Below are 24,652 nucleotides of genomic sequence, written 5' to 3'. Positions count from 1 at the left end.
TATGTTATGTGCTGCAATGTCTGTAAATCTGTTTACTTACGGTTATTCGCAGAAGATTTTCTACGTTGCATCTTACATAGCCATATTCGTATTTTTTTATACACTCTTCAATTCAGAACTCCGCCCCAGAGCCAATAAATATGTTTTCCTTTTGACTGTCACGGTGTTTGTTTTTGCATTGATAAGATTTTCCTGGAGCATATACATTTTTGGGCAGTTTGAGCATTTTACGACGCCATCGGATAACATCCTGAATGACTATCTGTTGGGTGGGAAAAGGATGATGCTAGGTGCTTTTGTTATTGCTGTAATTGCGATGTATAATAAAGAAATTACTGAGCGAAATATGGAATTTTGTAAGATAATAATTTTTCTGGGTATCTTATGCGGCCTGATTGCGGGTTTTCATGAATATCTGCTAACTGGCCGTAGGGTTAAGTTAACAGCCGATGGTGCGTCAAGTTCATCCTATATGGTTATGTTTCTTTACTGTACTTACCTTTGGCTATCAGTTAAAGAATCCAGTAAAAAATGGCTGTGGTCCGATATTGTTCTTTTTGTGATGGTGTGTGTTTTATTAGCCTTGTGCGGTACACGTGTGACATTTTTGTCATTTATTTTCATTACATTATGTCAAATCAGCCGTTTCTATGGAATTTTAAAAATTCTTCAACCAAAACGAAATCGCTTGGTAGCCCTAATAATTGTAGTTGCCTTCACCGTTTCGACGGGGGATCGTTGGATGCAGGGCATTAACAATATTGAGAATTATGATAAAAATAGCTCAACTTCAATTGGCGCACGTATTGCTATCTGGGATGCAGGGTTACACTTCGCAATTTCTAATTTTGGATTTACATCTCCCGATTCGCGTACAACTGAGTCAAGGAAATATATATCCCACTTCCATCCTGGAAATAATGAAGGGTATAAAAATGTTAAATATAACATGCACAATGAGTTTATTGAAGTCGCTACCCTACAGGGGATCGCTGGACTTATCTCATTAATCCTATTTTATGTTGTTGCATTCTCTATTTGGGCTAAAAGATATGAGCTAATGGGGATTTCCATGCCGATAGCGGCGCTATTTATTATGGGGATGACAGACTCAGTGATAATTTATGCACCAACCGCAATGATGTTTATCATGGCAGTGGCTCTTTGCACTATCCGCCCTAAACATCATCACCAATAAAAGATTGAATATATTTCGCCACTGTATGGCCGGTGAAGGTGAGATTCAGGTCTTGTGATCGTCCCAAGAGTAATATAATCCATTAGCCTTGCGAAGAATGCTGCTCAAAATCAGTATTAACATCCAATTTTGAGCAGCCTATTTCACAATCAGTTACTTATGACGCGCCCGCAGATTATTAATAATCGTGCTCAAGTCCAGCTCCTGATCCTGCAGCAGCACCATCAGGTGATACAGCAAATCAGAAGCTTCGTTGGTCAGTTCGTGACGGTCGTTCACCGTAGCTGCCAGTGCGGTCTCCACACCTTCTTCACCGACTTTCTGTGCGATACGTTTGGTGCCGCTGGCATACAGTTTCGCGGTGTAAGAGCTTTCCGGATCGGCGCTCTTACGCGATGCCAGCAACTGCTCCAGCTGATACAGGAACGCCCAATCTGGCGCCGCCGGTGAGAAGCAGCTTGATGTTCCGAGGTGGCAGGTTGGCCCAATCGGGTTTGCCAGCACCAGCAGCGTATCGTTATCACAATCGGGCGTAATGCTCGCCACCTGCAGGAAATGTCCGGAGGTTTCCCCTTTGGTCCACAGACGGTTTTTGGTGCGAGAGAAGAAGGTGACGTTGCCTTCCGCCAGCGTCTTTTGCAGCGCTTCCTCATTCATATAACCGTGCATCAGCACTTCGCCAGAAACATTATGCTGGACGATGACAGGCATCATGCCTGCGGTTTTGGCCCAATCCAGTTTGGCCAGTTGTTCTGCAGTTAACACGCGCGAATCTCCACACCGTTGTCGATCAGGAAGTTTTTCAACTCGCCGATATTGATAATTTGTTTGTGAAACACTGAAGCGGCCAGTGCGCCATCGACGTTTGCCTGTTCAAAGGCTTCGAGGAAGTGCGGCATAGTGCCCGCGCCGCCAGAGGCGATAAGGGGAACCTTACACACGTCACGCACTTTCTTCAGCTGCACCAGATCGTAGCCGTTACGCACGCCATCTTGGTTCATCATATTCAGTACGATCTCGCCCGCGCCCAGCTTTTGCACTTCCTGCACCCAGTCGAGGGTTTCCCAGGTCGTAACGCGCGTACGGGATTCGTCGCCGGTATACTGATTGACGTGATACTTGCCGGTGGCTTCATCGAACCAGGTATCAATCCCCACCACGATGCACTGCACACCAAAGCGATCCGCCAGACGCGTGATCAGGGTTGGGTCAGCCAGTGCGGGTGAGTTGATGGAGATCTTGTCCGCACCGAACTGCAGAATGCGCGCGGCATCCTCTTCGCTCTTGATACCGCCCGCCACGCAGAACGGAATATCGATCACTTCTGCTACGCGCGATACCCAGCTTTTGTCCACTACGCGGCCATCAGAAGAGGCGGTGATATCGTAAAACACCAGCTCGTCAGCGCCTTCCTGCGCATAGCGCTGCGCCAGTGGCACAATATCGCCGATGATTTCGTGGTTGCGGAACTGCACGCCTTTGACCACTTGTCCATCACGCACATCGAGACAAGGAATTATCCGTTTTGCCAGCATGTAATCGCCTCCGCTACGGTGAATTTATCTTCCAGCAAAGCGCGACCGACGATCACGCCCTGCGCGCCGCTGCCACGTAAGGCCGCGATGTCATCCAGCGAGCCAATGCCGCCGGAACTCTGAAACGCGATGTCTGGGAAAGCATCGGACACTTCTTTATACAGCGCCACGTTGGAACCGCTTAAGGTGCCATCACGAGAGATATCGGTGCACAGCACGTGCTTAAGGCCAACCGGCTGATACCAGCCAATCACTTCTTCCAGCGTTACGCCTGCCGCTTCCTGCCAGCCGCTGATCGCCACTTCTTTGCGATTATTGGCATCAATACGTACATCCAGCGCCAGCACAATGGCATCCGCCCCGAACTCGTTGAACCAGCTTTTCACTTCTTCCGGCTGCTTCACGGCGGTGGAACCGACCACCACGCGAGTCGCGCCAGCTTCCAGCAAGGCCGCAACGTCTTCACGATTACGGATGCCGCCACCGACCTGCACCGGCACATTGACGCCGCGCAGCAGGGTAGTGAGCAGAGGGATCTGGCGCTTAGCCGGATCTTTGGCACCGGTTAAATCCACCAGGTGCAGCACTTCCGCGCCCTGACGTTCGTAATCCTGCAGGCGCGGTAAGGGATCGCTACCGTAATCACGCTGCTGACCGTAGTCGCCCTGATGCAGACGCACCACTTTGCCGTCGATTAAATCTAATGCGGGGATAATCATCACATCTCCAGGAAGTTTTTCAGCAACTGCGCGCCTGCTTTGCCAGAACGCTCCGGGTGGAACTGCACGCCGAAGAAGTTATCTTTCTGCAACGCAGCGGTGAACGGATGGCCATAATCGCACTGGGCGATGGTGGCGGCATTCACCGGCATGGCGTAGCTGTGTACAAAATAGAAGTAACTGCCGTCCGGGATATTACGGAACAGGTGATTACCGGCCTGCGAGGTGATCTGGTTCCAGCCCATATGTGGCAACGGCAAACCCTGGGTATCCATCAGCGAGACCGGTTCATCCACCAGGCCCAGCGTGGTCACGCCGCCGTTCTCATCGCTGCCGCGTCCCAGCAACTGCATGCCGAGGCAAATCCCCAACACTGGTTGAGTACAGGCTTTGATCAAATCGATCAGGTCACGCTCCTGCAGCTGGTTCATGGCCGCTTGCGCGGTCCCTACGCCCGGCAGCAGCAGCTTATCGGCGCGCAACACCACATCCGGATCGCGGCTCACCTCTGGCGTATAGCCGAGGCGCTCAATCGCCCACTTTACCGACGACAGGTTGGCGCAGCCGGTATCGAGAATCACCACGTTCATCACAGCACTCCTTTCGAGCTCGGCAGGGTGTTGCCTTCCACGCGAATCGCCTGGCGCAAGGTGCGGCCAAAGGCTTTGAACAGGCTTTCCACACGGTGATGGTCGTTCTTGCCTTTGGTTTTCAGGTGCAGGGTGCTCATCATCGCGTAGGAGAGGGAGCTGAAGAAGTGCTCAACCATCTCGGTGCTGAGATCGCCAACACGCTGATAGCTGAACTCGGCTTTGAATTCGATGTGCGGACGGCCAGAGATATCCAGTGCACAGCGCGCCAGGCATTCGTCCATCGGCAGCACGAAGCCGAAACGGCCGATGCCACGTTTGTCGCCCAGCGCTTTCAGTAGCGCTTCACCCAGCGCCAGACCGGTATCTTCCACGGTGTGGTGATCGTCGATGTAGAGATCACCTTTCACGTCGATGTTCATGCGGAATCCGCCGTGCACCGCGATCTGATCCAGCATGTGATCGAAGAAGCCGACGCCGGTGTTGATCTTGCTGCCGCCTTCGCGGTCCAGCCAGACTTCCACTTTGATCTGCGTTTCTTTGGTGTCGCGCTGCACCAGCGCATGGCGATCGCGTTTGGTCAGGCGAGTTTGGATCGCATCCCAGTCAATGCCTTCTGCACCGTAACGCAGGCCCTGAATGCCCATATTCTCAGCCAGTTGGATATCAGTGAGACGATCGCCAATCACGTAGCTGTTTGCGGTATCCAGTGCGCCTTGTGCCAGCCAGGCTTCCACCATTTTGGTTTTCGGCTTGCGGCAATCGCAGTTGTCATCGGGCATGTGTGGGCAGATCAGGATGTCGCTAAAGTTCACGCCCTGCGAACTCAAAATCTGCATCATCAGGTTATGTGGACCGTCAAAATCAGCCTGCGGGAAGCTGTCGGTACCCAGGCCGTCCTGATTGGTGATCATCACTAACTGATAACCGGCATTTTGCAGGGCCAGCAGCGCAGGAATAGCGTTCTTTTCAAACGCCAACTTCTCCATGCGATCTACCTGATAATCCGATGGCGGCTCAGAGATGATGGTGCCGTCGCGGTCAATAAAAAGGGTCTTCTGGCTCATGCTTACTCCACTGATAAAACTTGCAGCGCGGCGATCAGGCGCTCGCACTCTTCACGGGTGCCAATAGAGATGCGCAGGCATCCCGCAAGGCCGGGGTTTTTATTTTGGTCGCGCAGAATAATGCCTTGATCCCACAGCGTTTTAAACACTTTTGGCGAATCAGTGAAGCGCGCCAGAATATAGTTGGTTTCGCTCGGGAATACCTGCTGCACCACGCTCAGCTGTGGTAGCTGTTCAAACAGCCACGCACGATTGGCGTTCAGTTCAGCCACATGCTGACGCATCAGCGCAATGCCTTGCTCGCTCAGGGCTTGTCCAGCTACATCGGCAACCGGCGTAGCCAGCGGGTAAGGGGCGATCACTTTCATCAGCAGATCGATCACTGGCTTGTTGGCCAGCGTGAAACCACAGCGCAGGCCCGCCAGCGCAAAGGCTTTCGACAAGGTGCGCAGGATCACCAGATGTGGATACTCTTTCAGCCATCCCGCCAGCGTCGCTTCCGGGCAAAACTCAATATAAGCTTCATCGGCGACCAGCAATGCTTTACCGGCCGTCAGCTCCAGCAGCTTGCGGATATCGCCTTGATTGATCAGGTTGCCGGTCGGGTTGTTCGGGCTGCACATGTAAACGACTTTCACGCCGTCTAACTGCTCAGCAATCGCCGGCAGATTCAGCTGCCAGTCATCCAGTGCTGCCACAGTGCGGTACTCGATGCCGATGGTTTCCGCGCTGACGCTGTACATGCCGTAAGTGGGCGGGCAGAACAGAATCGCGTCTTTACCCGGCTCGCAGAAGGCGCGCATTAACAGTTCGATACCTTCATCGGCACCACGGCTGACAATCACTTGCTCTGGCGTCAAACCGGCATAAGCCGCGTAACGCTCAATCACAATTTTCGGCTGGCACTCGGGATAGCGGTTCAGCGTCTGCTGAGACAGTTCAAACGGCACCGGCAGCGGGAACTCGTTGGCGTTTAGCCATACATCACCATTACCACCCAGACGACGCGCCGATTGATAGGGCGTCAACGCGCGCACGTTGGCGCGGGCTAAATCTTCAATGCTCATGCTTGCTCCTTCAGCGCGGCGACACGCAGGGTAACGGCGTTTTTGTGGGCTTCCAGCTGTTCAGCAGCCGCTAAAGTTTCAATGGTGGCGGCCAGATTAAGGAAGCCTTGTGGCGTCAGCTCTTGCACCGTCATGCGCTTCTGGAAATCGGCCAGGCCCAGGCTGGAACAGGTCGAGGTATAACCGTAAGTCGGTAAGACGTGGTTAGTGCCGGAAGCGTAATCGCCCGCTGATTCCGGTGACCAGTCCCCCAGGAACACCGAACCGGCGCTGCTGATCGCATCCACCAGATCGCGCGGCTGACGCGTCTGAATGATCAGGTGCTCCGGGCCATACAGGTTGGATATTTCCACGCACTGTGCCAGATCGCGTAACACAATCAGACGGCTGCTCTCCAGTGCCTGACGCGCGGTGGCCGCACGTGGCAGCTGTGCTAACTGCTCTTCCACTGCGAGCGCCACGCCTTCTGCCAGTTTCAGCGAAGGCGTCAGCAGGATAACCTGTGAATCCGGGCCGTGTTCCGCTTGTGATAACAGGTCTGAAGCCACGAACGCTGGCGTGGCGCCTTCATCAGCAATCACCAGCACTTCTGATGGGCCTGCAGGCATATCGATTGCAGCACCATCTAAGCGCTGGCTGACCTGACGTTTCGCTTCGGTCACATAGGCGTTGCCTGGGCCAAAAATTTTGTCCACTTTTGGCACGGTTTCGGTACCGAAGGCCAGTGAGGCAATCGCTTGCGCACCGCCGACCTGAAACACCTCTTTAACGCCGCACAATTGCGCCGCGTACAGAATCTCATCGGCAATCGGCGGGGGAGAACACAGCACCACACGACCACAACCGGCAATACGTGCTGGTGTAGCCAGCATCAGCACCGTGGAGAACAACGGGGCGGAGCCGCCAGGAATATACAGCCCAACAGATTGCACCGGACGGGTAATCTGCTGGCAGCGCACGCCAGGCTGCGTCTCGATATCTACCGCGGGCAAAATCTGCGCATTGTGGAAAGTTTCGATATTCCCCACGGCCACTGCCATCGCCTGCTTCAGCGTATCGCTCAAACGATCGCTGGCAGCTTGCATCTCTTCAGGCGTGACGCGCAGGTTTTCCACCTGCGCTTTGTCGAAGCGCGCGCTGAATTCACGCAGCGCGTCATCGCCTTCTTCCTTTACTTTCGCCAGCACGTCGCGCACCACTTCGCTGATGCTCGCCGATGCTGAGATCGCCGGACGCATCAGCAGCGCTTGCTGCTGCTGTTCATCGCACTGTTGCCAGTCAATTGGGGTCATGATTGTGCTCATGCTGTTACTCCAACATTTTTTCGATTGGCAGTACAAGGATCGAGCTGGCACCCAGCGCTTTCAGTTTTTCCATGGTTTCCCAGAACAGGGTTTCGCTGCTCACCATGTGCATCGCCACGCGGCTGACATCACCTGCCAATGGCAGTACGGTTGGGCGCTCAGCACCTGGCAGCAGAGCAATCACTTCTTCCAGACGCTCGCTTGGCGCGTGCAGCATGATGTACTTGGACTCACGCGCTTTGATCACGCCCTGAATACGCGTCATCATTTTGTCGATCAGTTCTTGCTTGGCTGCTGGAAGCTCGCCATCGCGCTGAATCAACACCGCTTTAGAGCGATAGATCACTTCGACTTCGCGCAGGCCGTTGGCTTCCAGCGTGGCACCGGTTGAGACCAGGTCACAAATCGCATCGGCTAGACCCGCACGCGGCGCGACTTCGACAGAGCCGTTCAACAGGCAAGATTTGAAGGCAACGCCTTGCTTATCGAGGTATTTTTTCAGCAGGTGCGGATAGGAGGTGGCGATACGTGAGTTCTGCAGGCATTGCACGCCGGTGTATTCCGCATCCACTGGCATTGCCAGCGACAGGCGGCAACCGCCGAAATCGAGACGACGCAGCGTGAAGTAACGCGGGTCTTCGCCTTGTGCACGGCGGTCCAGCAACTCTTCTTCCAGCACGTTCTCACCGACGATGCCGAGATCCACCACGCCATCCATCACCAGGCCAGGGATATCGTCATCACGCACACGCAGGATATCGATAGGCATGTTCTCCGCAAACGCAATCAGACGCTGCTGCTGAAGGTTGATTTTGATACCGCAGCGGGCCAGCAATTCGCGTGATTCATCACTTAAACGGCCAGATTTCTGCATAGCTATGCGAATACGGGTGTTATCTAACATGGTTCCTGTCCTCTTATTCAATCCTGTCTGAACTCAGTTGGGTTGCGTTCGCCCATAAAAAAACCCCCGGAAGATGATCTTCCGGGGGCTCTCTTTGCGTTCGCACCACTGGAAGATCCTAATCGTCTCCCAGCACACATCGCCTGAAAGACTAGTCAGGATGATGGTGATGATGGTGGTTGAACTGAACGCGTGTCATAGTAAATTCCGTTGCTGAATGAGTATTCATTTGCGTGCTGATTAACCTAACGAAGATGACGGCGATTGGCAACCCTTTTTTAACGTCAGTTCTCGGAACCTTCCGCAACAGTTTGCGCTGGTTTGCCACAACCGCTGGGACTAAGATGGAGTGTCTTAGCGCGTAAAGCAGGAGTCGGTATGAAAAAAGTCGCGATTGTAGGTCTGGGATGGCTGGGTATGCCGCTGGCGATGGCGTTAACGGCACGCGGCTGGCAGGTCACTGGCAGCAAAACCTCTCCCGATGGCGTTGATGCTGCACGTCGCTGCGGTATTGAGGCGTTCCAACTGGTGCTCACCCCGGAAATTGAGTGTGAAGCGGATGAATTAGCCACGCTGATGGCGGTGGACGCGCTGGTGGTGACTCTGCCCGCCAGCCGCACTGTGCAAGGCGGCGAAGACTATATGCAAGCGGTACAAAACGTGGTGGATACCGCACTGGCGCACAAGGTGCCGCGCATCATCTTCACCAGTTCATCATCGGTGTACGGTACCGGTTCGGGCGTGATGAAAGAGAGCAGTGCGCTGCAGCCGGAGAGCGTGGCGGGCAAGACGCTGGTGGAGCTGGAAAACTGGCTGCACGATCTGCCGGGCACCAGCGTGGATATAGTGCGTCTGGCTGGACTGGTCGGGCCAAATCGTCATCCGGGGCGTTTCCTGGCGGGTAAAACCGGGCTGGATAATGGCGGCCATGCAGTGAATCTGGTGCATTTGGATGATGTGGTGGATGCGATAGTGCTGCTGCTGCAAACGCCAAAAGGTGGTCGAGTCTACAACCTGTGCGCGTCGAAACATCCCGCGCGTGATGATTTCTATCCGTTTGTCTCGAAGCAGTTGGGGCTGGTGGCACCGACGTTTGCTGCCGAACCTGAGCGAGAGGCAGGGAAGGTGGTGGATGGGTCGAAGATCTGTAATGAGTTGGGATTTGAGTACAGCTATGATGACCCGATGAAGATGCCACTGGAGTGAGCATTTATTCCTGGTGCGTATTTATGAGCTCTCTACAATTCCTGGTGCGCATAAATGCGCACCCTACGAAGACCGCAAATCACACCTGTAGGGTCGCCATTCATGGCGACCTGGTAAGATAATCAAACCCCCAACCGATCCCGTAACGCATACCACACCGCGCCCATCGCCGTCAGCGGCACCTTAAACCTTCTCCCACCCGGAAACGGCAGGTGTGGCAATTTCGCAAAGGCATCAAACCGCTCCGCCTGTCCGCGCAGCACTTCCGCAATTAATCGCCCCGACAGATGCGTACAAGTCACACCATGCCCGCTATCCCCCTGCATAAAGAACGCATTCTTCTCGATCTGCCCAAACTGCGGCATACGTGACAGCGTCAGCAGGAAGTTACCGCTCCAGCGATGGCTGAATTTCACATCCTTCAGCTGGGGAAAGGTGCGCAGCAGCTTGGGCCGAATCAGCGCTTCAATATCATCCGGTTCACGTGCACCATATACCACGCCACCGCCGTACAGCAGGCGGTTATCGGCGGTGAGACGGAAGTAATCCAGCAGGTAATTACAATCTTCGACGCAGTGATTATTCGGCAACAGCCCTAATGCCTGATCGCGGCTCAGCGGTTCGGTAGTAATGATTTGCGAGCCGCAAGGCATACTTTTGCGACTCAGGCGCGGCTCGAGTTGCGAGGGTAGGTAAGCATTACCGGCAAAAATCACAAAGGTGGCGGTCACTTCGCCTCTGGCGGTTTTCACCCGATGTGGTTCGCCGTATTTCACTTCCAGCGCAGCGGATTGCTCATAGATGCGTCCGCCATGACGACGAATCGCCTCCGCTTCACCCAACGCCAGGTTTAACGGATGTAAATGCCCGCCGCGCTTATCCAGCAAGCCGCCGACGTAGCGATCGGTCGCCACTTCACGACGAATTGCGCGCTCATCCAGCAGCTCCAGATTATGGTTACCATAGCGCTCCCAGTTGGCTTTCTGGCTGCGCAAGTGGCCCATCTGGCGCTGATTCAACGCCGCAAAAATGCCGCCGGGCCGGTAATCGCAGGCGATGGCATAACGATCAATGCGATCGCGAATAATCTCCGCGCCCTCAAACATCATATTGCCCAGCATCTTCGCCACGTCTTTGCCGTAGCGCTGTTCAATCACATCCACATCACGGCTATAAGAATTCACCACCTGACCGCCGTTACGACCACTGGCACCAAAGCCAATCCTGGCCGCTTCCAGCAACACCACGTCATAACCCGCTTCGGTCAAAAACAGTGCGGATGAGAGACCGGTAAATCCGCCGCCGATAATACAGACATCACACTGCACCGATTCCTGCAGTTCGGGCCATGGCTCATGCGCATTAGCAGTTGCTGCGTAATAACTTCCCACATGTTGCATCACATCCTCCTTAAGCGCGTGAACTCAGAAATTCGCTGGCGTGTGCGCACTGACAATGCGACACGGCAGCTCAGACGTATTGGTAAAACTGTGTGGCAAGCCGGTATCGATCACATAGCTCTCGCCACAATAGAGGTGATAGCTCTGGCCGTTCACCACCAGCGTGATTTCTCCTTCCAGCACCGTGCCGGTCTCTTCACCGGGATGACGCAGCTTCTCGCCGGTGCTAGAACCCGGTTCATAGCGTTCAATCAGCATCGCCAGCGCACGTTTGTCTGCACCGTTATCCACCATGCGCAGCGATACGCCGAGACTACCGATCTCTACGCACTCGTCCGGGCGCACGATAACGCGCGGCGTGCTGTTGACCTTCGGTTCGGAGAAAAACTCAGACAGCGACAGGCCATACACCTTCAGCAGTTTCTGCAGGGTACTCAGCGCCGGGCTGACTTTGTCCTGTTCAATGGTGCTGATGGCACTGTGGGTGAGGCCTGACAACTCAGCGACGCGACGCTGAGACAATCCCATCTCCTGCCGGATCTGCGATAAACGTCGTCCGGGCGCCAGAGTGGCATCATTCATGGATGTTTTCCCTTGTGATAATGGAGAGCCGCGTGGATAAAGGCCGCAAACAGGCGTTGCGAAACCGGGTCTTGATCGGAGTGCCACTCCGGATGCCACTGCACCGCAAGGGCAAACGGATGCTGGCGCAAACTCACCGCCTCAATCAGCCCGTCGGGCGCACGTGCTTCAATGCGCAACTGCGGACCCGGTTCACGGATGCCTTGTCCATGCAGAGAATTGACCGCAAAGGACTGCGCGCTGCCCAGCACCTGGCTCAACAAGCCTTCCGCTTCGGGCTGAACCTCGTGCACCGGCGCATATTGCTGATCAAGCGGCAGCGCATCATTTTCACGATGCTCCTGAAACTGATGCGTCATATGCAGCTGGCGATACAGGGAACCGCCATTGGCCACCACTAACTCTTGCAAGCCACGGCAAATACCGAAAATCGGCATCTTTTTACCAATCGCATGAGTTATGATGCCGAAGGCGAGGCGGTCGCGCGCCGGATCGGCATGCTCTTCTTTACCTTCTTCGCCGTAATGCCAGGGTTCAATATTGCTCGGGCTGCCGGTGAGCAAAATACCGTCCAGCACCGTCATACTGTTTTCTAATAGATGAGGGGCGTGCATCAGTTGATGCGGTAAAGGCAAGGGCACGCCACCGGCAAGCACGATGGCATCGAGATACTTATTGTGAACCGTCTGTCCAGGATGGCTGCCGATGTGGTTCTGACACATCACTACGCCAATCAAGGGTTTGTCAAAAATAATGCCCATAACGTCTCCGCGTTGCTGTTCAATATTTTCACCGTTTTTGCGTATCCGGCCTGAAAAGTGTGCAATATATTGTCAATCTAGCAACCGCCTGTTCGTTCTTTCAACAGATTTGTTACATTTGCACACTTTTTGCGTTAGGGCTATGTTAGAAGAGTGGCTGTTATTTTGAGCATTACGCGAGCCAATACTAAACGGTAAAGGGCGGGTGGGAACATGACGAACCTCGTAGAAGTAGAAGACTTCACGCGGCACAGTGAAGAGAAACGAACAAGCGCGTTCCAGCTGGAGGTCAAAACCTGGCTGGAACGCCATCCTGAAACGCAGTATGTCGATATTCTTCTTAATGATTTAAATGGGGTCTTTCGCGGTAAGCGCATTCCCATCTCTGCATTGGCAAAACTGGAAAAAGGCTGTTACTTCCCGGCCTCGGTTTTCGCCATGGATATCCTCGGTAATACCGTCGAAGAAGCCGGACTCGGACAGTCTCTCGGTGAACCCGACAACCTTTGCATCCCGGTTCCCGGCACCTTAATTCCTTCTGCCGCCGATCCTGAACGCATCGCGCAACTCCTGCTCACCATGTGTAACCAAGATGGCACTCCCTTTGACGTTGAACCCCGTAATGTCCTCAATCGGCTGTGGCAGCAACTGCGCAATCGAGGGTTATTCCCGGTGGTAGCGGTAGAGCTGGAGTTCTATCTGGTGGATAAAAAGCGCGATGCAGAAGGTTATATTCAGCCACCGTGTGCACCGGGCAGCGACGAACGTAACATGCAAAGTCAGGTTTATTCGGTGGATAATCTCGATCATTTTGCCGACGTTCTGCGTGAAATCGACGATCTTGCCAAACAGCAGGGTATTCCCGCTGATGGTGCGCTGGCAGAAGCTTCGCCAGGCCAGTTTGAAATCAACCTGCATCACACGCGTGATGTTTTGAAAGCCTGCGACCATGCGATTTTGTTGAAACGTCTGGTGCGTCAGGTGGCCGAAAATCACGGCATGACCGCGACCTTTATGGCGAAACCTTATGAGGAGTACGCGGGTAGTGGGATGCATGTGCACATCAGCATGCTGGACGCGGCCGATCATAACGCCTTCTCCCTCGACGACGGCAGCGACTCACCGCTGTTGAAACGCGCGCTGGCCGGGATGATTGACTTGATGCCGGCATCGATGGCGTTGCTGGCACCGAACGTCAATGCCTATCGCCGCTTCCTGCCGGAGGCTTACGTGCCGCTCCAGGCATCATGGGGGCACAACAATCGTACGGTGGCGTTGCGTATTCCCTGCGGCGATGTGGATAACCATCGTGTGGAGTATCGTGTAGCAGGCGCGGATGCAAATCCTTACCTGGTTGTGTCAACAATTCTTGCCGGTATTTTGCACGGTCTGGATAATCAGCTACCCTTACCGCATGCGGTGCAGGGCAATGGCCATGAGGCGGAAGGTCTGCCATTGCCGGTGCGACAGAGCGATGCGCTGTACGAATTCGAGAATAGCCATCCTCTGCAAAAACTGCTGGGCGAGCATTTCAGCGGGGTATGGCACAGTTGCAAACAGAACGAGCTGATGCAGTTTGAGCGGCTTATCACCGCCACGGAGATTGACTGGATGCTGAAGAACGCCTGATAACAAAGAGAATGGCTGCAACGTCTTGTGTCCAGGGAATAAGTTGGGCAGAATACGCGGCCTGCAAAATATGAAACTAACCGACGTCGACCACGTCGGTTATTTTTTTGCAGATTGAAGTACACACACAAATTACCGAGGCCGGACACGCATCCGGATAGATAGATACTGACAACACGCGTTGTGCGTGAGATTTGAGGAAAACAAAGATGGGGCTGTTTACAATTGCACCAGCGCAAGCTGGTTCTCGCTTTCGTGATGACTACGGCGCGACGACAATCGCAAACACTAATATCACTTCTCACTGCAGCACTTTGCGCAGTATCCCGCAGATCACCTCTGTTGGGGGCCTGAACAATGTCGCTTAACACCTCTGCACCACAGCGTGCACACCTGAAAAAATCCCTGACCTTGATCCCGGTTGTCATGATGGGCCTGGCGTATATGCAGCCAATGACCCTGTTTGATACTTTCGGTATCGTCTCTGGATTGACCGACGGCCACGTCGCCACTGCTTATGCTTTCGCGCTGATTGCGATACTGTTTACTGCCGTGAGCTACGGCAAGCTGGTACGCCGCTTCCCATCTGCGGGCTCCGCTTACACCTATGCTCAGAAGGCTATCAGTCCGCACGTCGGCTTTATGGTGGGCTGGTCATCACTGCTGGACTATCTGTTCATGCCGATGATCAACATCCTGCTGGCGAAAAGCTACTTTGAGACGCTGGTGCCAGGCATTCCGTCGTGGATTTTCGTGGTGTTGCTGGTGGCCTTTATGACCATCTCTAACCTCCGTGGTATCAAAACCGTTGCCAACTTCAACAGTGTGATCGTCGTGCTGCAGGTTGTGGTGATGATAGTGATTACCGGCATGGTGGTTTACGGTGTGGCGCACGGTGTTGGCGCAGGAACATTGACCAGCAGCAAGCCTTTCTGGTCTGAGAATGCCCATGTGGTGCCGATGATTACCGGTGCAACAATACTTTGCTTCTCGTTCCTTGGCTTTGATGGGATTAGCTCCCTGTCGGAAGAGACCAAAGATGCAGAACGTACTATCCCGCGCGCGATTTTCCTGACCGCGCTGATCGGTGGTGTGATCTTTATCGGTGTGTCTTACTTCCTGCAGCTGTACTTCCCGGACATCTCACGCTTCCAGAATCCGGACTCTTCACAGCCTGAAATCATGCTGTTCGTGGCAGGTAAAGCCCTGCAGATCGGCATTCTGATTTTCTCTGTGGTGACCGTACTGGCTTCCGGTATGGCAGCACACGCAGGCGTTTCCCGTCTGATGTATGTGATGGGCCGTGATGGCGTATTCCCGCAGCGTTTCTTTGGCTTCGTGCATCCGAAATACCGCACGCCGTCACTGAACGTGCTGTTGGTAGGTGGCGTGGCGCTGCTGGCGATTAACTTCGACCTGGTCACTGCGACCGCGCTGATCAACTTCGGTGCGCTGGTGGCATTCACCTTCGTGAACCTGTCGGTGATTGCGCAGTTCTGGATCCGTGAAAAGCGTAACAAGACGCTGAAAGATCACCTCAACTATCTGGTATTGCCAGTAATGGGTGCTTTGACAGTGGGTGCATTGTGGATCAACCTGGAAGAGACCTCGATGGTGCTCGGCCTAGTGTGGGCAGCCATCGGTATTATCTACCTGGCGTTTGTTACCCGCACGTTCCGCAATCCGGTTCCGCAGTTCAGCGAAGAAGTGTAATTTTCGGTGCGCTCAAATGCGCACTCTAACGAAATTTTGCACTGAAAATGTAGGGTCGCCATTGATGGCGACCTTTCTTTTAGCCGCAACAAACTCAGCCCGCCAGCACCAACTCCCAACTCCCCGCACTCAGCGCCTCACGTCCCGCTTTACTCAGTTCCGTATCAGTAATCAACGTATCAAAGCGCTCCAGCGGTAACGCCAGATGCGTGGCAATCTTATTGTATTTCGAGCTGTCGCTCAGCAGCACGCGTTTACTGCTGACATCGCTGGCCGCTAGTTTCACCGGCACCTTATCTTCATCCGGCGTAAACAAGCCGCGTGGCCCCCAGCAGGATGCGGAAATAAAGGCGATATCGATCGCCAGCATGCGCAGACTTCTGGCCGCTGATTCGCCGACGCTGGAACGATTCTCGCGACACACGGTACCGCCAGTGTGGATTAGCTTGCAGCCACTGCTTTCCATCAGTAAACGGGCGATCACGAAATCGTTCGTCACCACCAATAAATCTTCACGCTCGACCAGCTCTCGGGCCAGCGCCAGCGTGGTGGTGCCTGCATCGAGATAAATGCAGCTGTTGCGCGGAATATGGCGCGCGGCAAACTGACCGATCGCCATCTTTTCACTGCTGTACATGCTGGTCTTCGCCAGATGCGATGGCTCAGCGGCCAGACGATCTGCTGAGCGTACGCCGCCCGATACCGACAGTACGGCACCTTGCTCCTCCAGCTTTTGCACATCACGACGTATCGTCATATGTGATACGCCCAAACGCTCGGTAAGCTCGGCAATGCTCACCACGCCGCGTTCAGCAACCAGCGCTAAAATTTGTTGATGACGTTCTACCGGAATCACATCGCTCTCCCTGAATTACCAATTTTTCACATTGTAAGGCATCGATTCACAGCCTGCAGCACAATTTATCCTGAGCGATTGTGAGCGTATATCCCTTTGGAATGGGCATTCCAGCAGAGATACAGGCGTGTGAATCGATGTTATACGCTGTGCAGGTAAGTTGATTTTTGTGATTTACCGCACGTTTCTCCGCCAGTAACTGCGGCAGAATTAACACCATTGAACAAAATATCACTTAAATTAACAACGGAGGTGTGCTGTGTCAGCAACCGTGAATAACATTGGCGTCATTGGTTTGGGTTCCATGGGCATGGGCGCAGCGCAGTCCTGTATTCGCGCTGGATTGAACACCTGGGGCGTTGATTTAAATCCGCAGGCGCTGGAAACCCTGCGTCAGGCTGGCGCGCGTGATGCACAGTCTTCAGCTGCGAGCTTTGCCTCAGAATTAGATGCCGTACTGCTTCTGGTGGTTAACGCCGCGCAGGTCAAAGCGATTCTGTTTGGCGAAACCGGTCTGGCTGCGCAGCTGAAACCTGGCACCGTGGTGATGGTTTCTTCCACCATTTCTTCTCAGGACGCGCAGGCGATTGAACAGCAACTGGCACAACATCAACTGCTGATGCTGGATGCGCCGGTATCAGGCGGCGCAGCTAAAGCGGCCGTCGGCGAGATGACGGTGATGGCATCTGGTAGCGACGAAGCCTTTGCGCTGCTCAAGCCGGTGCTGGATGCGGTGGCCGCTAAAGTGTATCGCGTGGGCAGTGAAATTGGCCTCGGTTCAACCGTTAAAATCATCCACCAGCTACTGGCGGGCGTACATATTGCGGTGGGTGCAGAAGCGATGGCGCTGGCCGCGCGTGCAGGCATTCCACTCGATACCATGTATGACGTGGTGACCAACGCCGCCGGTAACTCGTGGATGTTTGAGAACCGCATGCGTCATGTGGTGGACGGTGATTACTCACCGAAATCCGCCGTCGATATCTTCGTGAAAGATCTCAACCTGGTCGCCGACACCGCCAAATCGCTGCATTTCCCACTGCCGCTGGCCTCCACCGCACTCAACATGTTCACCGAAGCGAGTAATGCCGGCCACGGTCGTGAAGATGACAGCGCAGTCATCAAGATTTTCAGCGGCATCACGCTGCCAGAGTCAAAGGAGAAGTAACCATGCGTTTAGGCGTGATTGCAGACGACTTTACTGGTGCAACGGACATTGCCAGCTTCCTGGTGCAAAACGGTCTGCCCACTATCCAGTTCAACGGCGTGCCGGAAAGTCATGACGATGTGAGCGCGCAGGCGATTGTTATCAGCCTGAAGTCACGCTCTTGCCCGGCGCAACAGGCAATTGATCAGTCACTGGCAGCACTGACCTGGCTGCAACAGCAGGGCTGTGACCGCTTCTACTTTAAGTATTGCTCGACGTTCGACAGCACCGAACACGGCAACATCGGTCCCGTCACCGACGCGTTGCTGGCTGCGCTGGGCGAATCGCAAACGGTGATCTCTCCGTCGCTGCCGGTGAACGGTCGTACCGTGTATCAGGGCTATCTGTTTGTTGCCGATCAGCTGCTGTCTGAATCGGGCATGCGCCATCATCCGGTGACACCAATGACCGACAGCAATCTGGTGCGCCTGATGACGCGCCAGGCAAAAGGGCAGGCGGCGGTGATCAATGCTGCTCAGCTGGATAAAGGCGTGGCAGCGGTGCGTGAGCAGCTAGCCGTGTTGAAAACGCAGGGCATCAACTATGTGGTGCTGGATGCGCTCAACGAACAGCATCTGCTGACCCAGGGCGAAGCGCTTAAAGAGACGGTGCTGGTGACCGGCGGTTCCGGCCTGGCAATTGGTATTGCGCGCGCCTGGGCTACCCAGCAACAGAACAGTGATGCCGAGCAAGCCGGACGTCCTCAGGGCGAACGTGCAGTGGTGATTTCTGGCTCTTGCTCGCAGATGACCAACCGTCAGGTACAAGCTTATCGCCAGCAAGCGCCTTCGCACGAAGTGTTGGTGGAGCGCTGCCTGGAAGATGTGGAGGGTTACGCGCAGGAACTGTGCGATTGGATTGTCGCGAATAACCAGCAACCGCTGGCACCGCTGCTTTTTGCCACTGCGGATGCCCAGCAACTTCAGGCGATTCAGCAGCAGTATGGCGCGGCACGCAGCAGCGAAGCGGTTGAACACTTGTTTGCCGCCGTTACCCGTGAGCTGAAATCACGCGGCTGGCAGCGCTTTATCGTCGCCGGCGGTGAGACTTCTGGCGTGGTCGCACAAAGCCTGGGTGTCACGGCGTTCCACATCGGCCCGATGATTTCTCCTGGCGTGCCGTGGGTGCGCGACATCCATCAGCCACTGTCGCTGGCCCTGAAGTCGGGCAACTTTGGCGACGAACAATTCTTTGCCCGCGCACAAACGGAGTTTTCAGCATGACCGAACAACAAGCACGCGAGGAGATGGTGCAACTTGGCGCCTCCTTTTTCCAGCGCGGTTACGCCACCGGTTCAGCAGGCAATCTTTCTCTGTTACTGGAAGATGGCAACCTGCTGGCGACACCCACCGGTTCTTGCCTGGGTGAATTGCAGGCCGATCGCCTGTCAAAAGTCACGATGCAGGGCGAGTGGATTTCAGGTGACAAGCCCTCGAAAGAAGTCGCTTTTCACCGCGCGCTTTATCTGAATAATCCCGCCTGCAAAGCGGTGGTTCACCTGCACAGCCACTATCTGACGGCGCTCTCGTGTCTCAACGACCTCGACAGCGAAAACTGCATCCGCCCGTTCACGCCCTATGTGGTGATGCGCGTGGGCGATGTGCCGGTGGTGCCGTATTACAAACCGGGTGACGATCGTCTGGCCGAAGATCTTGCGCAGCTCGCGCCACGTTATAACGCGTTCCTGCTGGCCAATCACGGCCCGGTGGTGGTGGGTAAATCGCTGCGTGAAGCAGCTAATAACACTGAAGAACTGGAAGAGACCGCGCGTCTGATGTTTACGCTCGGCGACCGCTCGATTCGTTATCTGACCGATGATGAAGTCGCGGAATTGAGGAATTACTGATGCCTAAGTTTGCAGCCAATTTATCCACGCAGTTCGGCGAAGTGCCGTTTATTGAACGCTTTGCCGCAGCCGCCAACGCCGGTTTCCGCGCCGTTGAGTTCCTGTTCCCGTATGACTATCCAGCTGAAGTGATCAAAGCCGAGCTGGAGAAACATCAGCTGGAGCTGGTGCTGTTCAATACCGCGGCCGGAAACGTGCAGGCCGGGGAGTGGGGCGTTTCCGCCATTCCTGGCCGTGAAGAAGAAGCGCGTGCCGATATCGATCGTGCGCTGGAATATGCGCTGGCGCTCAACTGCCCGCAGGTGCATGTGATGGCGGCGACAGTGCCGAACGGTGCCGATCGTGCCGCTTACGAAGAGACCTTCGTGCGTAATATGCATTATGCCGCTGAGCGTTTTGCCCCGCACGGTATTCGCCTGCTGCTGGAAGCGCTGAACCCGGTGACGAAGCCGAACTATCTCTACTCCAGCCAGTATCAGACGCTGGCGATGATGGAGCGTATCGACCGTTCGAACGTGTTCACACAGTTGGATCTGTTCCATGCGCAGTTGGTAGACGGCAACCTCAGCCATCTGATTCGCGAATACGCCGGACGTTATCGCCATATCCAGATCGCCTCTGCGCCGCATCGTCATGAACCTGATGAAGGCGAGATCAACTATCCGTACCTGTTCAGCCTGCTGGATGAGGTCGGCTATGACGGTTGGGTTGGCTGCGAGTACTTCCCACGCGGTCGTACCGAAGCGGGCCTCGGCTGGTTCGCGCCTTACGCGAAATAACCTTTGTTGTACCGCCCAGCACAGTGCGTTGCGCCCTGTGCGGGTGAAGTCTTACCTGAATTCATAAAACATTAAAAATATACCCAAGTACCCCCTAAATAATTCGAGCTGCATGCACCCACCGCACCTGCAGCTTGAAGTATGACGGGGGGAATAGAATTAGAGGTTTATCATGTCAACCGCGTTGCTGTTAGCTATCGCTACTGCCAGCATTGTCATACTGCTGCTGCTGGTGATAAAAGCCAAAGTTCATCCGTTTGTTGCTCTGGTGATTGTCAGTTTGATCGTCGCCATCAGTACCGGTATCCCGGCTGATAAGATCATGGAAACCATCTTTAGCGGCATGGGCAACCTGCTGGGTCATATCACCATTATCATCGTGCTGGGGGCGATGCTCGGCGCAGTGATTGAAGCCTCGGGCGGTGCCGAATCGCTGGCGCAGCGCTTCAGTAAGTCGCTCGGTATCAAACGTACCGTCGCAGCCCTGACCATGGCAGCGTTTATCCTCGGTATTCCGGTGTTCTTTGAAGTCGGTTTTATCATTGTGATTCCGCTGATCTACGGTTTTACCAAAGTCGCGCGCGTCTCACCGTTGAAGTTTGGTTTGCCGATGGCAGGCGTGATGTTGACCGTGCACGTAGCATTGCCGACGCACCCAGGCGCGGCAGCCGCAGCCGGTATTCTGCATACCGATATGGGCTGGTTAATGATGCTCGGCATCCTGATCTCCATTCCGGTTGGCATTGTCGGTTACTACGTGGCAAAAGCGATGAACCTGCGTCAATACCATCTTTCCGTGGATGTGCTGGAGCAGTTGCAGCTGGCAAAACCGGAAGGCACGCCAAAAAGCGAAGTGCCACCACCGGGTGCGATGACCATCGCCGGTCTGATTGTGGTGCCGATTGTCCTGATCGTGCTGGGTACGCTGGCGCACACCATGCTGGCGGAAGGCAGTGTTCTGCGTGATGTGATGACGGTGATTGGTAACCCGCCGATTGCGCTATTAATCGCGCTGGCGCTGGCGGCGTGGTTCCTCGGCGTACGTCGCGGCTGGAGCAAAGAGAAGCTGGAAGATCTGACCGGTCGCGCGATTCCAAGCTCTGCCAGCGTGATTCTGGTGGCGGGTGCTGGCGGCGCGTTCGGTAAAGTGCTGGTGGAATCGGGCGTGGGTAAAGCGCTGGCGGTGACGCTGGAAACTCTGCATCTGCCACTGGTGCCAGCCGCCTTTATTCTGTCACTGGCGCTGCGTGCATCCCAGGGTTCGGCCACGGTGGCGATTCTGACCACCAGCGGCTTGTTGAGCCAGGCGGTAGGCGATGTGACCGATATGCAGCGTGTGCTGGTAACTTTGGCAGCGTGCTTCGGTGGATTGGGCTTGTCACACGTTAACGATGCCGGTTTCTGGGTGGTGACGCGCTACCTGGGGCTATCGGTTGCGGATGGCCTGAAAACCTGGACCGTGCTGACTACGCTGATGGGCTTGAGCGGCTTTGCGCTCACCTGGATGGTATGGGGATTGATTTAAAGTTAAACCGGTCGCCATAAATGGCGACACTACGAAATCCACTCGTATGGCGCACATTTATGTGCGCCTTCACCCCAAATACCTATCAAACGACCAGGTATCTTAGAGTACACATTAAGGTACAAACCGGGCACATGGGTAACACGTCACAGCGGGCATCGTAGGGTGCGCATTTATGCGCACTGGGTCGCAACATACCGCGATTCATATGGCAGAGTTAACGCATGTGGACTGACTAAGACACCAACTCCTGCGCATACAAATACAGCGCTTTCAGCTGTGCCATCTTCTCCGCGTTATCCTCATGCAAACTCGCTAACGACTCCAGCTCTAACAGAAACGCCTGAACGCGATCGGCATTCAGCACTTCGCGGCGATGCTGCAACCAGCGTTGCTGCTCTTGATCATCCAGCGTGCCGGGGAAGTTACGCGCACGATAGCGGAACAGCAGCTTCGCAATACGCTTATCGTCGAAGGTCAAATCCAGTGCCGGTAAATTCTGCGGCGGCGTCTGACGCACAATGTTCATCGCCGCGCGATCGGCATCGCTGAAGAAACCATCATACAGCTGTGCATCCACATCTTCCGAAGGCTTAAACGGCTCGGCCTCAGCAAACAGCGTCACCGCTTTTTCGCGCACTTCAGCGTGCTGACGCAGCAGTGCCAGGTTTGCCAGACAGCGCTGACGATCAATATTCAGACGCTCAGCATCTTCCGGACGCAAAGTATTCGCCGGCGCCAGCACCGGGCACTTATTAATGTGCACCAGCTTGATCGGCACTGCCGCGCGATCGCCCAGCTCACTCTGTTTGGTGTACAACCGCTCGCGCAGTTCATCCGCATCCAGATCCAGCAGGGGCTGCATATCGCCCGCCAGATCCACCACAATCAGCGCATTGCGATTATCCGGATGCCACGCCACTGGCACTACCCAGCTGGTGTTGCCGCGCGCCGCACCGAACATACCGGAGACGTGCACCAGCGGCTTCATCTGCGGGATATCAATCAGGTGCATCAGCTTCTGCTTATTGCGATGGGTGAACAGAAACTCGAACAGCTTCGGCTGCTTCTCTTTCACCAGTTTCGCCATCGCCAGCGTCGCATACACATCGGACATCGCATCGTGCGCCTGTTCGTGCTCCACGCCGTTGGCTTTGGTGAGATGCTCCAGCTTGAAGCTCGGGAAGCCATCATCGTTTTCCGGCCAGACAATGCCTTCCGGGCGCAGGGCGTAGCAGGCGCGCATCACATCCAACAGATCCCAGCGCGAATTGCCGTTCTGCCAGCTCCAGCCGTAAGGATCGAAGAAGTTGCGATAGAAGATATTGCGCGTCACTTCATCGTCGAAGCGCACATTGTTGTAACCGATGACACAGGTTTGCGGCTCGGTAAACAGGCCATGAATACGTTCAGCAAACGCTGTTTCCGTCACGCCGCGCGCTTTAGCCACCTGAGGCGTGATGCCGGTGATCATCACTGCTTCCGGCTGCGGTAAATAGTCATCAGCGGGCTGGCAGTAAAACACCTGCGGTTCACCTACGGCGTTGAAATCTTTATCGGTGCGCAGCCCGGCAAACTGCGCCGGACGGTCCAGCGAAGGACTTTTACCGAAGGTTTCGTAATCGTGAAAGAGGAAGGTAGGTTGTTCGGGATCGTTCTTCAAAGTTTATTTCCGTTCATTACTGTTCATTAACCCACTGAAACAGAAGCATTAACCTCTAATCTCCCGCCTTAAAACTACTGTATATGTTCACAGTTGTCCATTGATGTTCACTTTTGTCCATGTAATATTGCGTACACAGTTGGTACCAAACTCACTTTTTGCTGCGTACAGAAAATTATTATGGCCTTGAGCGACACTAAACTCCGTTCCATACATGGTAAACCATATTCTGTAGTGGTTTACTGAATTTGGCCACCTGAACAGAGGTGATATGCTCACCTCAGAACAACACAGGTGTCCGAATGAAAAGAAGAAATTTTAGTGCAGAGTTCAAACGTGAATCCGCTCAGCTTGTTCTCGACCAGAACTACACCGTTGCTGAAGCCGCTAAAGCAATGGATGTTGGCTTTTCCACTATGACGCGCTGGATAAAGCAGCTTCGTGATGAACGCCAGGGTAAAACATCTAAAGCCTCCCCTATCACACCTGAACAAATTGAAATACGTGAATTAAAGAAAAAGCTTCAACGCATTGAAATGGAGAACGATATTTTAAAAAAGGCTACCGCGCTGTTGATGTCAGACTCCCTGAACAGTTCTAGCTAATCAGCGAACTCAGGGCGCGTTAACCTTTGGCGCTGCTATGCCATGTGTTTGGAGTCCACCGCAGCAGTTTTAAATACTGGCGATGCCGTCCTGCTGAACCTGATGCTGAGCGTGTACAACTGCGCAGTCTGGTTCGGGAGCTACACAGTGCCAGCCACGGCTCGGCGGGTACCAGAAGCATTGCGGTAATGGCAACGCTCCGCGGTCGCAGGATGGGACGCTGGCTTGTCCGGCGGCTGATGAAGTAAGCAGGCTTAGTCAGTTGTCAGCAACCAAAGCTCAGATATAAGCGAGGAGGCCAGGAACATGTTGCTATCCCAAACGCTCTTGATCGCCAGTTTGCTGGAGCGGAACCCAACAAAATCTGGTGTGGCGATGTCAATTATATCTGGTGAGGCAAACGCTGGGCTTATCTTGCTGTTGTCCTCGACTTGTTTTCCCAAAAATTTTTATTTTAGCGATGATAAAATTTTACATTCATTTTATTTCAGCGGAG

General features: G+C 54.4%; 23 protein-coding genes, 1 pseudogene and 1 other annotated feature. Of the genes and pseudogenes, 10 read left to right on the top strand and 14 right to left on the bottom strand.

The genetic code is table 11. The annotated features are described in order from the left end of the window. Nucleotides 1-16 precede the first annotated feature (16 nt). The gene (locus tag ACXI0A_RS14400) at nucleotides 17-1,198 is read left to right on the top strand and encodes an O-antigen ligase family protein (RefSeq protein ID WP_476148131.1); all 1,182 of its coding nucleotides are present in this window, start codon (nucleotides 17-19) and stop codon (nucleotides 1,196-1,198) included. Nucleotides 1,199-1,351: 153 nt separating this feature from the next. On the opposite strand, the gene hisIE is transcribed toward ACXI0A_RS14400, so the two are convergent. The 9 genes from hisIE to hisL all read right to left on the bottom strand — a co-directional run bounded on the left by hisIE (nucleotide 1,352) and on the right by hisL (nucleotide 8,583). Next, nucleotides 1,352-1,963 (bottom strand): bifunctional phosphoribosyl-AMP cyclohydrolase/phosphoribosyl-ATP diphosphatase HisIE, encoded by a 612-nt coding sequence (hisIE, locus tag ACXI0A_RS14395; RefSeq protein WP_034824749.1) that lies wholly within the window; start codon nucleotides 1,961-1,963, stop codon nucleotides 1,352-1,354. Then, nucleotides 1,957-2,733, bottom strand: coding sequence for an imidazole glycerol phosphate synthase subunit HisF (gene hisF, locus ACXI0A_RS14390; RefSeq protein WP_034824747.1), 777 nt, complete (start codon nucleotides 2,731-2,733; stop codon nucleotides 1,957-1,959). Before hisF ends, hisIE begins: the two co-directional genes overlap by 7 nt. Then, the gene (gene hisA / locus ACXI0A_RS14385) at nucleotides 2,715-3,452 is read right to left on the bottom strand and encodes a 1-(5-phosphoribosyl)-5-[(5-phosphoribosylamino)methylideneamino]imidazole-4-carboxamide isomerase (RefSeq protein WP_476148133.1); all 738 of its coding nucleotides are present in this window, start codon (nucleotides 3,450-3,452) and stop codon (nucleotides 2,715-2,717) included. The genes hisF and hisA overlap by 19 nt, the downstream gene beginning before the upstream one ends. Beyond that, the gene (gene hisH / locus ACXI0A_RS14380; RefSeq protein WP_034824743.1) at nucleotides 3,452-4,042 is read right to left on the bottom strand and encodes an imidazole glycerol phosphate synthase subunit HisH; all 591 of its coding nucleotides are present in this window, start codon (nucleotides 4,040-4,042) and stop codon (nucleotides 3,452-3,454) included. The genes hisA and hisH overlap by 1 nt, the downstream gene beginning before the upstream one ends. Continuing rightward, entirely contained in the window at nucleotides 4,042-5,109 is a 1,068-nt protein-coding gene (gene hisB, locus ACXI0A_RS14375; protein ID WP_476148135.1) for a bifunctional histidinol-phosphatase/imidazoleglycerol-phosphate dehydratase HisB, read from the bottom strand. The genes hisH and hisB overlap by 1 nt, the downstream gene beginning before the upstream one ends. Before the next feature lie 2 nt (nucleotides 5,110-5,111). Continuing rightward, nucleotides 5,112-6,176 (bottom strand): histidinol-phosphate transaminase, encoded by a 1,065-nt coding sequence (gene hisC / locus ACXI0A_RS14370; protein ID WP_476148137.1) that lies wholly within the window; start codon nucleotides 6,174-6,176, stop codon nucleotides 5,112-5,114. After that, nucleotides 6,173-7,480 (bottom strand): histidinol dehydrogenase, encoded by a 1,308-nt coding sequence (gene hisD, locus ACXI0A_RS14365; RefSeq protein ID WP_476148138.1) that lies wholly within the window; start codon nucleotides 7,478-7,480, stop codon nucleotides 6,173-6,175. The genes hisC and hisD overlap by 4 nt, the downstream gene beginning before the upstream one ends. Nucleotides 7,481-7,484: 4 nt before the next feature. After that, nucleotides 7,485-8,384 carry an ATP phosphoribosyltransferase gene (gene hisG / locus ACXI0A_RS14360; RefSeq protein WP_224931355.1) on the bottom strand — a complete coding sequence of 300 codons (900 nt, stop codon included), beginning with the start codon at nucleotides 8,382-8,384 and terminating at the stop codon, nucleotides 7,485-7,487. A gap of 54 nt (nucleotides 8,385-8,438) precedes the next feature. After that, nucleotides 8,439-8,560, bottom strand: a sequence feature (His leader region). Then, complete coding sequence (hisL, locus tag ACXI0A_RS14355) at nucleotides 8,536-8,583, bottom strand: his operon leader peptide (RefSeq protein ID WP_100396937.1); 48 nt, start codon at nucleotides 8,581-8,583, stop codon at nucleotides 8,536-8,538. It overlaps the preceding feature by 25 nt. A gap of 179 nt (nucleotides 8,584-8,762) precedes the next feature. Here hisL and ACXI0A_RS14350 point away from each other — a divergent pair, with 179 nt between their 5' ends. Further along, on the top strand, nucleotides 8,763-9,590 hold the full coding sequence (locus ACXI0A_RS14350; protein WP_476148141.1) for an NAD-dependent epimerase/dehydratase family protein: 828 nt from the start codon (nucleotides 8,763-8,765) through the stop codon (nucleotides 9,588-9,590). Between the two features lie 122 nt (nucleotides 9,591-9,712). Here the strand turns inward: ACXI0A_RS14350 and ACXI0A_RS14345 are convergent, their stop codons facing one another. From ACXI0A_RS14345 to puuD, 3 genes are read right to left on the bottom strand one after another with little or no spacing between them, the layout of a single operon-like run. Next, complete coding sequence (locus ACXI0A_RS14345) at nucleotides 9,713-10,990, bottom strand: FAD-dependent oxidoreductase (protein WP_476148142.1); 1,278 nt, start codon at nucleotides 10,988-10,990, stop codon at nucleotides 9,713-9,715. Between the two features lie 24 nt (nucleotides 10,991-11,014). Beyond that, the gene (gene puuR, locus ACXI0A_RS14340) at nucleotides 11,015-11,572 is read right to left on the bottom strand and encodes an HTH-type transcriptional regulator PuuR (protein WP_476148144.1); all 558 of its coding nucleotides are present in this window, start codon (nucleotides 11,570-11,572) and stop codon (nucleotides 11,015-11,017) included. Continuing rightward, entirely contained in the window at nucleotides 11,569-12,333 is a 765-nt protein-coding gene (gene puuD, locus ACXI0A_RS14335) for a gamma-glutamyl-gamma-aminobutyrate hydrolase (protein WP_476148145.1), read from the bottom strand. Before puuD ends, puuR begins: the two co-directional genes overlap by 4 nt. 213 nt (nucleotides 12,334-12,546) lie before the next feature. On the opposite strand from puuD, the gene ACXI0A_RS14330 reads away from it, so the two are divergent. After that, nucleotides 12,547-13,962 carry a glutamine synthetase family protein gene (locus tag ACXI0A_RS14330; RefSeq protein ID WP_476148147.1) on the top strand — a complete coding sequence of 472 codons (1,416 nt, stop codon included), beginning with the start codon at nucleotides 12,547-12,549 and terminating at the stop codon, nucleotides 13,960-13,962. 357 nt (nucleotides 13,963-14,319) lie between these two features. After that, nucleotides 14,320-15,675, top strand: a complete 1,356-nt coding sequence (locus ACXI0A_RS14325) for an amino acid permease (RefSeq protein WP_476148149.1) — start codon at nucleotides 14,320-14,322, stop codon at nucleotides 15,673-15,675. Nucleotides 15,676-15,769: 94 nt separating this feature from the next. Here ACXI0A_RS14325 and ygbI read toward each other — a convergent pair whose 3' ends face one another. After that, complete coding sequence (gene ygbI, locus ACXI0A_RS14320; protein ID WP_476148150.1) at nucleotides 15,770-16,531, bottom strand: DNA-binding transcriptional repressor YgbI; 762 nt, start codon at nucleotides 16,529-16,531, stop codon at nucleotides 15,770-15,772. Nucleotides 16,532-16,790: 259 nt separating this feature from the next. On the opposite strand from ygbI, the gene ltnD reads away from it, so the two are divergent. From ltnD to ACXI0A_RS14295, 5 genes are all read left to right on the top strand, one after another. After that, nucleotides 16,791-17,699 (top strand): L-threonate dehydrogenase, encoded by a 909-nt coding sequence (gene ltnD, locus ACXI0A_RS14315; protein WP_224931371.1) that lies wholly within the window; start codon nucleotides 16,791-16,793, stop codon nucleotides 17,697-17,699. Nucleotides 17,700-17,701: 2 nt separating this feature from the next. Then, nucleotides 17,702-18,961, top strand: coding sequence for a 3-oxo-tetronate kinase (gene otnK / locus ACXI0A_RS14310; RefSeq protein WP_476148152.1), 1,260 nt, complete (start codon nucleotides 17,702-17,704; stop codon nucleotides 18,959-18,961). Continuing rightward, nucleotides 18,958-19,584, top strand: a complete 627-nt coding sequence (gene otnC, locus ACXI0A_RS14305; RefSeq protein WP_058972504.1) for a 3-oxo-tetronate 4-phosphate decarboxylase — start codon at nucleotides 18,958-18,960, stop codon at nucleotides 19,582-19,584. Before otnK ends, otnC begins: the two co-directional genes overlap by 4 nt. Further along, entirely contained in the window at nucleotides 19,584-20,363 is a 780-nt protein-coding gene (locus tag ACXI0A_RS14300; protein ID WP_224931374.1) for an HPr family phosphocarrier protein, read from the top strand. Before otnC ends, ACXI0A_RS14300 begins: the two co-directional genes overlap by 1 nt. 172 nt (nucleotides 20,364-20,535) lie before the next feature. Then, nucleotides 20,536-21,888 carry a GntP family transporter gene (locus ACXI0A_RS14295; protein ID WP_476148154.1) on the top strand — a complete coding sequence of 451 codons (1,353 nt, stop codon included), beginning with the start codon at nucleotides 20,536-20,538 and terminating at the stop codon, nucleotides 21,886-21,888. 235 nt (nucleotides 21,889-22,123) lie between these two features. Here the strand turns inward: ACXI0A_RS14295 and sbcB are convergent, their stop codons facing one another. Further along, a complete protein-coding gene (gene sbcB, locus ACXI0A_RS14290; protein ID WP_476148156.1) occupies nucleotides 22,124-23,551 on the bottom strand; it encodes an exodeoxyribonuclease I in 1,428 nt (475 codons plus the stop codon). A 302-nt stretch (nucleotides 23,552-23,853) separates the two neighbouring features. Here sbcB and ACXI0A_RS14285 point away from each other — a divergent pair. Continuing rightward, a pseudogene (locus tag ACXI0A_RS14285) lies at nucleotides 23,854-24,548 on the top strand (IS3 family transposase); the annotation flags it as partial. Between the last annotated feature and the right edge of the window lie 104 nt (nucleotides 24,549-24,652).

Source organism: Pantoea sp. C1E2 (assembly GCF_056491465.1).
The sequence above is the reverse complement of the archived record's forward strand: the minus strand, read 5'-3'. Positions and strand labels throughout refer to the sequence as shown.